We start from the raw sequence: 11,869 nt of genomic DNA on the forward strand, positions 1-11,869 counted from the left end.
CGAATTTTTCAACAGAATCGCCGAAAGCAGACTTCACGTGAATAAGTTAAACGTCAAACCGTCACCGTGGACTGGCTCACCAGCCCCAACGCCAATGCCTTTGCTCCCCCCAAGTCCAGCTGCATCGTTGCATATGACTGCATGAGTAACGCTGGAGGAAGCACCCAATCCCATTTCTCTTGAACCATGTTCTGTACATCCGCCAGAACACTGGATTCATCAATACCATCCCACTCGGCAATCTCGCGCAGCTTGTTTTCAAGCGACGTCCGATCACCATCAACCTCAATGACCAACCCACTGTTCTCACTGGCTAGCCCGGTGTACGTCAGCAAGATAGCCAGGGCATCGTTCGTCCAATCGCCTTGCCAGGTGAAAAGGTAAGTCTTGCCTCCGCTTTCGGTCATGCTCGAATGTGCCAGCCCAAGGTCCGAGAAGGCGCTACGTGCCTGGGCCAGTAGTTCCTGTGCCGTAGCATCGAGATAGGGGTAGACGTCCGTCTCCAACAAGACGGCCTTCATCTCTTGCCGAACCCGATCATGTACACGGGCTCCAAGCCCGTCGAAGGATGGCGGAGCACCACCTGGATCGGATCTCACGACGATGACCTTGGCATCAGTGTCCACATTCGTGACCCGCCAGCGCCGTCCTGCAAAGATGATGCGCTGATCAACGGTTAGTGGCCTGGAGACGGGCAATGCTCCAAGTGGTTTGCCATCGCATACCAGGCGGAACTCTTCATTGCTGACAAATGCACTGTAGAAGTCGTAGTGGTTGATCATGCGTTCCCCCACCACGCCGGGCAGCAGGAGCCCTGATGTTTCCTGGGTTATCAAATCGCGCTCACCGAGGGCACGAAGCAAACTGAGGAAGCTGCCCTGCTCCACCCCTGCGAACGGACCACTTCGTATCAAGGTGCTCCAAAGCTCCGCAGCTGTTGCGCCCCCTCGTTGAGCTATCACTGAGAGACACTGCTGCACTAAGGTCGATAAATGAAGGCCCTGAACGCGTGGGGGCTCGAACCAGCCCTGCATCAACAACCTGATCATGGCAATGCTTTGCACCAAGCCCTGGCGGAGTCGATCCGACAATGGCGAGCCATCGTCTAGCTGACGCTCCTTGCAGTAACTTCGGAGAATAGCTGCTTCTCCCGGGCGACGTCCGGATCGACCCAAGCGCTGACGCAAACTGGCTACCGATGGCGGCGCCCCGATCTGCACCACCGTCTTGATGCTGCCGATATCGACCCCAAGCTCCAACGTCGTAGTGCAAACTGCAGTGGCAGGCCGGTCACCGGCTTTCAGCGCTTTCTCGGTTTCCTCTCGAATGTCCTTCGCCAAGCTGCCGTGATGCGGCCAGAACTCGTTCGGTACACCATCCTGCTCGCAACGGCGCCGCAGATTGTCAGCGAACCACTCCACCTGAGTTCGACTGTTGGGGAAGATCAGGTTGTTGCTGCCCCGTAGTACCTGAAAGAGGTGCTCTGCGATGGCATGGTCCGGAGAAAAAACCTCATCATCTTCAGGCTGTATCGGGAGCGCCTGCTTGGACTCCACATACCCTCTGATCTGAACCTTAAGTATCTGGCCACTCCCCTTAGACTCGATCACCGACACATGATGAGGGGCATTGGGACGCAAAAAGGCAGCGGCCAGCATCATGTCGCCCAGCGTGGCGGAAAGACCAACCCTGGGCAGGGGGCGGTCAATGATTGTTTCCACTCGATGCATGAGTGACTGTAGCTGCTTGCCTCGCTCACTACCGATAAAGGCATGGAGCTCATCCACCACCAGGTACCGTAGGTTGGCAAACAATCCCGCTAGACTGGTCCCCCTGTTGACGAAAAGAGCTTCGAGCGACTCCGGCGTGATCAGCAGAATGCCTTCCGGGGACTTGAGGAAGCGATGTTTGCGGCTCGCTGAGATATCCCCATGCCAAGCAATGACTGGAAGTTCAAGCTCATCGCAAAGTCTCGCCAAACGATCCCACTGGTCATTGATGAGAGCCTTTAGTGGGCTTATGTAAAGCACCGCCCCAGGCCTTTCCGTGTCCTGCAGGAGATTGGTAAGGATGGGTAGAAACGCGGCTTCGGTTTTCCCTGCAGCTGTAGCCGCCGCGATGATGACATCCTGATCCGCGCCCAAAAGCGCAGGGATAGCGCGCTCCTGGGCATCGCGTAGGGAGGTCCAGCCTTCAGACCATATCCAGCGTTGGATTCGCGGCTCAAGGAGTGCGAACCCAGCCGACTCAGAGCTGGAAGGTGGCAAGCTCATCGTCCGCATCTACCTGGGTATCAGTCTCACCACCTCGATCCGGTGCAATCTCTACGGCCCCCAGCAGGGTTCGCCAATCAGCGCCCGGATTCTGCTCCAGCACCGCTAGCAGGTTGATGAATGCGGTGATGGTCGTCCGCGGGGTCCGGAAGTAGGCCTCGCCCATCCGCTGGTTGCAGTGGGCCATAAACAGCGGCAATGCTTCGTCGGGTAACAAATAGCGCTCGCTCACGCCTGCCGCATATACATGACGCAGCTTCTGCAGCAGCACGTAGAAATCCTCAGGAGTCAGACTGGTGAGGCGTATGACAGGGCCGGACAGATCTACTAACCCGGACTTGGCGAAATTGTTTTCCGCCAAACGCGACTGCAGAGCCGGATAGCTGTAGAGGCCGCGGCGAGTATCCATGAGAAACTCGGGGGTACCACCCAACACAAAACCAAGCCCCTCAGCGGAACCCTGCAGGGAGTCATTGAGGATACGCAAAATCTGCTCGTAGTTAGCGTTGCGGGCTTGGGTGTTGGAGAGCTTGTACAGGTTCACCAGCTCATCGAGACATACCATCAATCCGCTAAAGCCGGCCAACCGAACGAATCGCGCGAGCAACTTGAGCTGATCGTAGACCGACGCATCGTCGACGATGGTTCGCACACCCAGTGCGGTGCGGGCATCTGTCCTAGTAGTGAACTCGCCACGCAACCAGCGGATAGCATCCGCCTTGAGCTGCTCGTTGCCCTCTTCGAAGCCTTTGCAATAAGCCGCGATTACATCAGCAAAGTCATAGCCGTTGACCATCTCTGTCAGTTGCTCGAGATGCTCACGAATCACAGCCTCACTGTCTTTGCCGGACGCTTTGGCTTCCGTTTTGGTCTGTGCAATGAACTTCTCGACTATTCCTTGCAGAGCGCCGCCATCAGGCTTAGTCCGGGTGGACATATTCTTGGCCAATTCGGCATACAGCGAGCGAGCCTGGCCGCCAGTAGCATGGAGACGACGATCCGGGTTCAGATCCGCATGCATGGTGACGAGCTTGCGCTCCATCGCAATAGAGCGAACCAGGTTGAGGAAGAACGTCTTGCCTGCGCCATATTCACCGATCACTACGCGGAACGCGGAACCACTTTCCGCGAGGCGCTCCACATCACGGATGAGCGCCTCCAGCTCACCGACACGCCCCACCTGAATCAAGTGCTGGCCGGCACGGGGAACGACGCCGGCGCGCAGGGACTGGATGACCGCATCGCGGTCCTTGGCTCTGATGCTGCTCATAGCGGTAGTTTGTCCATGATTTCAGGGTTGATTTCGAAGGGGTCTTCCCCCTCGGTGACTGGCATATCGAAATGCTCGAAGGCCATGTCGTTGATCTGCTCCAATGCTCCATCGAGCATGAGCTCCATATCGCTTGCAACCGCCTCCAACTCGTCGCGAGCCCACTCGGTACGGGATACGAGTACACGCAGGAAGGCTGAGTGATCGGCGTCCAATCCACAGATGGAGGAAGTATCCTCGACGGTCTCTTCGACAACGACCTCATCCGACTCAACAGACTTGTCATCAACGAAAACCTGAGCCAGCAGCGCGGATACCTGCTCCGTTTCACGCTGCAACTGAGCGATGCGCTCTTGGTCCAGAACAAATCCACCAACGGGCTTGGACGGAGTTGCTCCGGGTATGGAAGGCGTTGTCTGCGATGAGCCAACGGGGCTACCACTGGCGGCCACATGAAGGTCGCTGTATAGCGATTGCGGATCCAGCTGCAGGGTCTTGTAGACGCGCTCCAGCAACTTCACCTCTGCGGGGCTAACCTCGCCGTCGACCTGCGCCAAGTGAGCGAGAAAAGCCGCCACAACCCTCTTCGCCGGCTCGGCCAGGGGCTCCAGTTTCTTCTTCAGACTTTGCAGGGTTGGCGGCTGGTTAAGCTGCAGACGCAGGTGCGCCTTCAGGCGTTTCCGATGAGCACCGCTCAGGTGACTCCAAGAGTCGATATGCTGGGATAGCAGCATAATTTCCTGCGGCGACGTGTCACCATCGGCCGCCGCCACAGCACAGGCAAGTTCCAACGTAACAGAGGCTGCGCTATACGCCGGCGAAGACCGCAGATCACCATCTTCAGCCTGGGTCGCAAAGAGCGCCACATTATCCTCTGCCTTGGGTGTTCGACTGCCTGCCAGAACATCCGGCTCGATACCGATGTGCAATGATTCCAGCGCGCGGGCGAGCGTCAGAACCTTGTCTCGCGACAGGCTACCTGCACTCTGCAGTCGCCCTGCCAGCTCACCGAAGCTCATGACCACCATACCGTCGCCGATGCGTTGCTTCAGTTCGTCGAGCGCTGTTCGAGCTGCTGGCGGCCACAGGTTTACAGGCAGCTGTAACAGCCCTTCTAGCGCATCAGGATTGCTGGGGTTGCGACCGAGATAACGACTGTAGGGCTCCAACTGCACCGTGCATTCGTCAACCAACTGCTGCAGCTTCTTTCGAGCTGCACTGGTCGCAGTGACATCAGGAAGACCGGATAAACCATCCAGCTCTTGGGGTGGTAGCCCCGCAGAAGCGGTGTTGTATTGAAGTCTCAGACGGGTCTTGTTCTGAGGGAGCACCATACCGGCGCCATAACGTTCCTCGTAGCGCGTGCAGAACAACTGAGCGAACGCTTCTTTACAGCGGGTTACAGGTGTCCGCTTCCCGATGCTGTGATCAGACAGCACCCAGGCCAACGCCCAGTCAGCCGGCATTGGCTGCTTGTCAGCAGCCAACTGGCCCAGGCCAATCCGTAGCTCTATGGGCATTTCATAGCCATAAGACAACGGCATCGGCGGCGCCTTTTGATAACGGCGGGCAAGCACTTGACCTTGACGGAGGAAGTCTACGAAGCGACTGGCATAGGTATTGAACGAATGGTTCTCGTCGTAGATCGAAAGCAGTCTTTCGACCTCGGCAATAATGCTAGGTATCTCGGCGGCGGCAGCCTGATTCGTCTTCGCATCGACGAATACCCTGCGTTCCAGTCCATAGAAGAACAGGAACACGTAGCCAATGTTGGCATGCGGAGCCTTCCGACCACTGGATAGCCATTGCAGGTATGCGCGCCGAGCCTCAGGGGTGATGTTGTCGTAACTGGGCCAGTAGGAAGTGAGACGCTCAGCAATATCAACGATGCCCCGTGCGACCTTCAGCTTCGGGTTGATCAGTGAGGGTTCCGAAGATCCATAGCGGCTGTTTCGATCTTCACCGACATAGATCAAGCCGCCAGAGATCTTCTCGCCAGCAACCTCAATGGGTTCGCCAGCGGAAAGCCAGCGCACCTTGGCACCAGCCAGGTCCGCCGGCGCACTCGGAATTCGGTGGGAAGGCCGCTCAGCGACCTCCAGTGTTACGGTAAAGAAACCAGAGCTGTCCCGCTTTGCCGAAACCTGCTGGGGCGAGGCCGAGACCTGAGCCGATACAGACGGCTCACCTAGAGGAAAAACCTCGTCCAAAGAGAACGTCAGACCCGTGTTCGTGGGGGCATCAGAGGAGCTTGAACGAGCGACCTCTCGACGGAGCGGCTGCTTAGTCGGTGGCGAAGATACGGCTGGTGGTTTGCTGAAAGCCTTGATGATCAGCCACCCACCCATACCAATAATGGCTACTCCTCCCAAGACAACCCACACACCCTTGGGAATGGAAGCAAGCAGCCCGATCACTATGGCGCCCAGAACCATCACTCCAGATAAACCGGACTTGCTGCTGCGCCTACGCTTCCTTGCCATCACCTCGACTCCCTCTAAAGCCATGCTGGCCGTTTGGCAGTATCGGTAATTCGAATGCATCAGCCAATACCCAAGTGATAGGTGCCTGTCACCAGCGTCAACTTCCGGCCCAGGCTGTGTAAAAGCGCTGGCATCGACATTGCTGTGGTTTGATGGGTTTAAATCAGTGGGGGATGCCGATGAAGCGTTTTATCCAGGGAAAGCATCAAGGCCAAAGCGCGCTGCTTCCCGAGAGCCTGGATGACTACGTGGCGGACACCAACCCGGGGCGAGAGGTTGATGTTTTCGTCGATGGACTCGACCTTGCCCAACTGGGCTTCGAGGGTGTTGTCCTAGCTGAAACTAGTCAGCCGCCTACCATCCTCCCGACCGGCTGAAGATCTACATCTACGGCTACTCCAATCGCATCCAATCCAGTCGCCACCTTGAGCGAGAGGCTCAGCGCAACATCGAGCTGATACGGCTGACTTGGTGTTTGATGCCGGACTTCAAGACCAACGCCAACTTCCGCAAGGACAACGGCAAGGCCATACGCGGCGTTTGTCGGCAGTTCGTGGGGCTGTGTCAGCAACTCTTTCTGTTCGCCGACTTCATCTCCTGCAGCAGCAGATGAGCTAACGCCTCTATCCCCTTTCCGCCATGCCATTTTCAGCGGTGGGGTAAAAAGTGGGGCAAAATTCAGAGATATTCAAAAACCATCGACCATAAAAAAATCCAGCCACCGTTAAGTGACTGGATTTTCTAGGGTTTTTTGGTCGGGACGGAGTGATTCGAACACTCGACCCCTTGCACCCCATGCAAGTGCGCTACCAGGCTGCGCTACGCCCCGACTTTGTTGCTTGCCCCGCTTTGCGGAACGGAGCGAACTATACTTTAAGCTTTTGAATTGTGGAAGGTTTTTTTCAGGTTTTTTTACTTACGCAGAACCAGGAGGACGTCTTCTAGCTCGGCGATCATCTGCCGGATGAGCTGCTTGTATTGGGTGGTGTCGTCCTTCGCTTCGTCGCCGGAGAGGCGCTGGCGCGCCCCGCCGATGGTAAAGCCCTGATCGTAAAGCAGCGCCCGGATCTGCCGAATCATCAACACATCCTGGCGCTGGTAGTAGCGCCGGTTGCCGCGCCGCTTTACCGGGTTGAGCTGGGGAAATTCCTGCTCCCAGTAACGCAGCACGTGGGGCTTGACTGCGCAGAGCTCGCTGACCTCGCCAATGGTGAAGTAACGCTTGCCGGGTATCGTCGGCAACTCGTCGTTATGACTTGGTTCCAGCATAAGCTTCAACTCTGGCTTTCAGTTTCTGCCCCGGACGGAACGTCACGACACGGCGAGCCGTGATCGGGATTTCCTCTCCTGTCTTCGGGTTCCGCCCCGGACGCTGACGCTTGTCCCGCAGATCGAAGTTGCCGAAACCCGACAATTTCACCTGCTCGTTATGCTCCAGCGCCTGACGGATTTCCTCGAAAAACAGCTCCACCAGTTCCTTGGCTTCCCGTTTATTCAGGCCAAGCTCTTCGTACAGACGTTCAGCCATCTCAGCTTTCGTCAGAGCCCCCATACGCTACTTCCTTAACGTGGCGTTGAACCTTTCTTCCAGCGAGGTGACGATGTTTTGCGTTGTGGTGTTCACCTCATCGTCGTTAAGAGTGCGCGATGGATGCTGCCAGGTCAAGCCGACGGCCAGGCTTTTTCTAAGCGGATCAATGCCTTTACCGTGATAGACGTCAAATAGCCTGAGGTCCGTCAGCCACTCGCCTGCCGCCTCGCGGATGGTGTCGAGTACGGCCTCGGCGGCCACTTCACGGTCCACCAGCAGGGCCAGGTCGCGACGCACTTCGGGGAAGCGCGAAAGCTCGCGGAACTTGGGCAGGCGACCGCGCATGACTTCGGCCAGTACCAGCTCGAACAGGTAGACCGGCTGATCCAGGTCCAGGGCCTTGGCCAGCTCCGGGTGGATGGCACCGAGGTAGCCGACCAGTTGGCCGTCGCGCTCGATGCGGGCGGTCTGGCCCGGGTGCAGGGCGTTGTGTTCGCCGGGCACGAAGTCGAAGTCGTCCAGCGCGCCGGCGGCGCCGAGCAGCGCTTCGACATCGGCCTTCACGTCATAGAAGTCCACGCCGTCACGGCCATGGGCCCAGGCTTCGGGCAGGCGCTTGCCGCAGACGACGCCGGCGAGCATGGCTTCCTGCTTGAGCCCTTCCAATTGGCCGACGAAGCGCAGGCCGCTTTCGAACAGGCGGACGCGGCTCTGCTGGCGGTTGAGGTTGTGCTGCAGCGCCTTGACCAGGCCCGGCCACAGGGAGGAGCGCATGGCAGCCATGTCGGCGGAGATGGGGTTGGCCAGCATGAGCGGCTGCACGCCGGGGTTGAACAGCTCGAACAGCTTGGGATCGATGAAGCTGTAGGTGATCGCTTCCTGGTAGCCACGGGCAACCAGCAGGCGACGCAGGGCCGGCAGTTCGACGGCGGATTCGGCACGGGCCTTGGGCGCCAGGCGCGCTTGCGGGTAGCGGACCGGCAGGCGGTTGTAGCCATAAAGGCGGCCGAGCTCTTCGATCAGGTCGACTTCCAGGCTGATGTCGAAGCGGTGGCTGGGGACTTCCACCTTCCATTGGCCCTGGCCGATAGAGGTGACGCCCAGGCCCAGCGCGGTGAGCAGGCGCTCGACTTCGGCGGCGTCCATCTCCATGCCCAGCATCTGGGCGATGCGCTCGGCGCGCAGGGTGACCGGAGCGACGCTCGGCAGGTTGGCTTCGCTGACGCTTTCGATGATGGGGCCGGCTTCGCCGCCGACGATGTCCAGCAGCAGTGCGGTAGCGCGCTCCATGGCTTCGCGGGCGAGTTGCCAGTCCACGCCACGCTCGAAGCGGTGCGAGGAGTCGGTGTGCAGGCCATAGGAGCGGGCCTTGCCGGCAACGGCGATGGTGTCGAAGAAGGCGGCTTCGAGGAACAGGTCGCGGGTCTTGTCGCTCACACCGCTGTGCTCGCCACCCATCACGCCAGCGATGGCCAGGGCACGGGTGTGGTCGGCGATGACGAGGGTGTCGGCACGCAGGCTGACTTCCTGGCCGTCGAGCAGGACGAGCTTCTCGCCCTCCTCCGCCATGCGCACGCGGATGCCGCCGTTGATTTCGGCGAGGTCGAAGGCGTGCATCGGCTGGCCGAGTTCGAGCATCACGTAGTTGGTGATGTCGACGGCAGCGTCGATGCTGCGCACGTCGGCACGACGCAGGCGCTCGACCATCCACAGCGGGGTGGGCTTGGAGAGGTCGACGTTACGCACGACGCGGCCGAGGTAGCGCGGGCAGGCCTTGGGCGCGAGGACTTCGACCGGGCGCACTTCGTCGTGGGCCGGAGCGACCGGGGCGATGGCCAGGCGGGTGACCGGGGCGTCGTACAGCGCGCCGACTTCACGGGCGAGGCCGGAGAGGTTGAGGCAATCACCACGGTTGGGGGTGAGGCCCAGTTCGATGACGACGTCGTCCAGCTCCAGGTAGCGGCGGAAGTCTTCACCCACCGGCGCATCGGCGGCGAGTTCCATGAGGCCGCCGTGGTCTTCGCTGATCTGCAGTTCGTTGGCCGAGCAGAGCATGCCGAAGGATTCGACGCCGCGCAGCTTGGCTTTCTTGATCTTGAAGTCGCCCGGCAGCTCGGCGCCGATCATGGCGAAGGGGATCTTCAGGCCGGGGCGCACGTTGGGGGCGCCGCACACGACCTGGAAGGTCTCGCTGCCGTTGCTCACCTGGCATACGCGCAGCTTGTCGGCGTCGGGGTGCTGTTCGGTGCTCAGCACCTCGCCCACCACCACGCCACTGAAGGCGCCGGCAACGGGGGTGACGCTGTCCACTTCCAGGCCGGCCATCGACAGACGGGCCACCAGCTCGTCGCGGGATACCTGCGGGCTTATCCAGCTCCGCAGCCACTGTTCACTGAATTTCATCCAGCTCTCCTAAGGATTCGTTTCGGCCTTGCGTGCATCGGTGGTCGGCGGTTCAGCGGGCCCGCATCGCGGGGGTGACGGAAAGCCCGATGGCGGGCCTGGTCAACGCCACCCCGCATGCGCGGGGGTCACTCAACTGAACTGCGCGACGCCGATGCGGGCAAGGGTCGCGTTTCTAACGGCGGGCCTAGCGGAATTGCGCGAGGAACCGCAGGTCGTTATCGAAGAACAGACGCAAGTCGTTGACGCCATAGCGGAGCATGGCCAGACGCTCGACACCCATTCCGAAGGCGAAGCCCTGGTATTTCTCCGGGTCGATGCCGGACATGCGCAGCACGTTGGGGTGCACCATGCCGCAGCCCATCACTTCCAGCCAGCCGGTCTGCTTGCACACGCGGCAGCCTTTGCCGGAGCACATGACGCATTGCATGTCGACTTCGGCCGAAGGCTCGGTGAAGGGGAAGAATGAGGGACGGAAGCGCACGCCCAGGTCCTTCTCGAAGAACACGCGGAGGAATTCCTCGATGGTGCCCTTGAGGTCGGCGAAGCTGATGCCCTCGTCGACCAGCAGGCCTTCGACCTGGTGGAACATCGGCGAGTGGGTGATATCCGAGTCGCAACGATAGACACGACCCGGGCAGACGATGCGAATCGGCGGTTGCTGGGATTCCATGGTGCGCACCTGGACCGGCGAAGTGTGGGTACGCAGCAGCATGTTGGCGTTGAAATAGAAGGTGTCGTGCATCGCGCGGGCCGGGTGATGGCCTGGGATGTTGAGCGCCTCGAAGTTGTGGTAGTCGTCTTCGACCTCGGGGCCTTCGGCGATGCCGTAGCCGATATGGGTGAAGAACTGCTCGACGCGCTCCAGGGTGCGGGTGACCGGGTGCAGGCCGCCGGAGACCTGGCCACGGCCAGGCAGGGTAACGTCGATACGCTCGGCCGCGAGCTTGGCGCCGAGGGCGGCCTGCTCAAGCGAGTCCTTGCGGGAATTCAGGGCGTCCTGAACGCGCTCTTTGGCGGTATTGATCAGCGCGCCGACTTTGGGGCGTTCCTCGGCCGGCAAGTCGCCCAGGGTCTTCATCACCTGAGTCAGTTCGCCTTTCTTGCCAAGGTAATGGACGCGAATCTGCTCGAGGGCATTCACGTCTTCGGTTTGTTGCACTGCCTCAAGCGCTTGAGAGACCAGCGCATCCAGATTTTCCATGTACAGACTCCAGATACGAAATAGGGGAAGAGCGCAAGGCTCTTCCCCTATTGGTGACGTTCAGCACCGGGATGGCCCGGTGATTGTCGGGGACTTAAGCCAGTACGGCTTTCGCTTTCTCGACAATCGCAGCAAACGCCGCTTTTTCGTTCACTGCCAGATCGGCCAGAACCTTACGATCGATCTCGATGGCCGCTTTTTTCAGGCCAGCGATCAGACGGCTGTAGGACAGACCGTTCAGACGAGCACCAGCGTTGATACGAGCGATCCACAGAGCGCGGAACTGACGTTTGCGCTGACGACGGTCACGGTAGGCGTATTGGCCAGCCTTGATCACCGCCTGCTTGGCAACGCGGAACACGCGGCTGCGTGCGCCGTAGTAGCCTTTGGCGAGTTTCAGAATCTTTTTGTGACGCTTGCGAGCGATGACGCCGCGCTTTACACGAGCCATGAGTAATTTCCTCTAGAATCTTGACCGATTAACGAACGCGCAGCATGCGCTCGACTTTTGCCTTGTCCGACGGATGCATCAGTTCGCTACCGCGAAGTTGACGCTTACGCTTGGTGGACATCTTGGTCAGGATGTGGCTCTTGAAAGCGTGTTTGTGCTTGTAGCCAGCAGCGGTCTTGAGGAAACGCTTGGCTGCACCGCTCTTGGTTTTCATCTTTGGCATGTTCGGATACTCCGCATTGAGTGATTACGCA

Annotated in this window: 9 protein-coding genes, 1 tRNA gene and 1 pseudogene; 1 reads left to right on the forward strand and 10 read right to left on the reverse strand. The window is 59.4% G+C overall.

Annotated elements, in window-relative coordinates; genetic code table 11:
- Window positions 1-53 precede the first annotated feature (53 nt).
- Genes ACYJSS_RS09185 through ACYJSS_RS09195 form a run of 3 tightly spaced genes read right to left on the reverse strand, consistent with a single transcriptional unit; the run spans window position 54 to window position 6,026 of the window.
- Entirely contained in the window at window positions 54-2,273 is a 2,220-nt protein-coding gene (locus ACYJSS_RS09185) for a DEAD/DEAH box helicase (RefSeq protein ID WP_271658427.1), read from the reverse strand.
- Window positions 2,248-3,543: an ATP-binding protein gene (locus ACYJSS_RS09190; RefSeq protein ID WP_271658428.1), complete on the reverse strand. Its 1,296-nt coding sequence runs from the start codon at window positions 3,541-3,543 to the stop codon at window positions 2,248-2,250. Before ACYJSS_RS09190 ends, ACYJSS_RS09185 begins: the two co-directional genes overlap by 26 nt.
- Window positions 3,540-6,026, reverse strand: coding sequence for a tellurite resistance TerB family protein (locus tag ACYJSS_RS09195; RefSeq protein ID WP_271661336.1), 2,487 nt, complete (start codon window positions 6,024-6,026; stop codon window positions 3,540-3,542). Before ACYJSS_RS09195 ends, ACYJSS_RS09190 begins: the two co-directional genes overlap by 4 nt.
- A 179-nt stretch (window positions 6,027-6,205) precedes the next feature.
- Here ACYJSS_RS09195 and ACYJSS_RS09200 point away from each other — a divergent pair.
- Window positions 6,206-6,615 (forward strand): annotated as a pseudogene (locus ACYJSS_RS09200) (transposase); the annotation flags it as partial.
- A 163-nt stretch (window positions 6,616-6,778) separates the two neighbouring features.
- Here the strand turns inward: ACYJSS_RS09200 and ACYJSS_RS09205 are convergent.
- The 7 genes from ACYJSS_RS09205 to rpmI all read right to left on the reverse strand — a co-directional run bounded on the left by ACYJSS_RS09205 (window position 6,779) and on the right by rpmI (window position 11,838).
- Window positions 6,779-6,855, reverse strand: a tRNA-Pro gene (locus ACYJSS_RS09205).
- 83 nt (window positions 6,856-6,938) lie between these two features.
- Complete coding sequence (locus ACYJSS_RS09210; RefSeq protein ID WP_111263790.1) at window positions 6,939-7,295, reverse strand: MerR family transcriptional regulator; 357 nt, start codon at window positions 7,293-7,295, stop codon at window positions 6,939-6,941.
- Window positions 7,276-7,578 (reverse strand): integration host factor subunit alpha, encoded by a 303-nt coding sequence (gene ihfA, locus ACYJSS_RS09215; RefSeq protein ID WP_003282572.1) that lies wholly within the window; start codon window positions 7,576-7,578, stop codon window positions 7,276-7,278. The genes ACYJSS_RS09210 and ihfA overlap by 20 nt, the downstream gene beginning before the upstream one ends.
- A gap of 3 nt (window positions 7,579-7,581) precedes the next feature.
- Window positions 7,582-9,960, reverse strand: coding sequence for a phenylalanine--tRNA ligase subunit beta (gene pheT / locus ACYJSS_RS09220; protein WP_236205650.1), 2,379 nt, complete (start codon window positions 9,958-9,960; stop codon window positions 7,582-7,584).
- 187 nt (window positions 9,961-10,147) lie between these two features.
- The gene (gene pheS / locus ACYJSS_RS09225; protein ID WP_111263788.1) at window positions 10,148-11,164 is read right to left on the reverse strand and encodes a phenylalanine--tRNA ligase subunit alpha; all 1,017 of its coding nucleotides are present in this window, start codon (window positions 11,162-11,164) and stop codon (window positions 10,148-10,150) included.
- 94 nt (window positions 11,165-11,258) lie between these two features.
- Window positions 11,259-11,615, reverse strand: coding sequence for a 50S ribosomal protein L20 (gene rplT, locus ACYJSS_RS09230; protein WP_004422590.1), 357 nt, complete (start codon window positions 11,613-11,615; stop codon window positions 11,259-11,261).
- A gap of 28 nt (window positions 11,616-11,643) precedes the next feature.
- The gene (rpmI, locus tag ACYJSS_RS09235) at window positions 11,644-11,838 is read right to left on the reverse strand and encodes a 50S ribosomal protein L35 (protein WP_021701550.1); all 195 of its coding nucleotides are present in this window, start codon (window positions 11,836-11,838) and stop codon (window positions 11,644-11,646) included.
- Window positions 11,839-11,869: the final 31 nt, after the last annotated feature.

It is taken from the genome of Pseudomonas sp. No.21, assembly GCF_054558415.1.

Excerpts from the sequence above, each read along its gene's own strand:
- ACYJSS_RS09190 (WP_271658428.1), bottom strand. The coding sequence starts at position 3,543 with ATGAGCAGCATCAGAGCCAAGGACCGCGATGCGGTCATCCAGTCCCTG.
- ACYJSS_RS09210 (WP_111263790.1), bottom strand. The coding sequence starts at position 7,295 with ATGCTGGAACCAAGTCATAACGACGAGTTGCCGACGATACCCGGCAAG.
- ihfA (WP_003282572.1), bottom strand. The coding sequence starts at position 7,578 with ATGGGGGCTCTGACGAAAGCTGAGATGGCTGAACGTCTGTACGAAGAG.
- ACYJSS_RS09185 (WP_271658427.1), bottom strand. The coding sequence starts at position 2,273 with ATGAGCTTGCCACCTTCCAGCTCTGAGTCGGCTGGGTTCGCACTCCTT.
- rpmI (WP_021701550.1), bottom strand. The coding sequence starts at position 11,838 with ATGCCAAAGATGAAAACCAAGAGCGGTGCAGCCAAGCGTTTCCTCAAG.
- pheT (WP_236205650.1), bottom strand. The coding sequence starts at position 9,960 with ATGAAATTCAGTGAACAGTGGCTGCGGAGCTGGATAAGCCCGCAGGTA.
- pheS (WP_111263788.1), bottom strand. The coding sequence starts at position 11,164 with ATGGAAAATCTGGATGCGCTGGTCTCTCAAGCGCTTGAGGCAGTGCAA.
- ACYJSS_RS09195 (WP_271661336.1), bottom strand. The coding sequence starts at position 6,026 with ATGGCAAGGAAGCGTAGGCGCAGCAGCAAGTCCGGTTTATCTGGAGTG.
- rplT (WP_004422590.1), bottom strand. The coding sequence starts at position 11,615 with ATGGCTCGTGTAAAGCGCGGCGTCATCGCTCGCAAGCGTCACAAAAAG.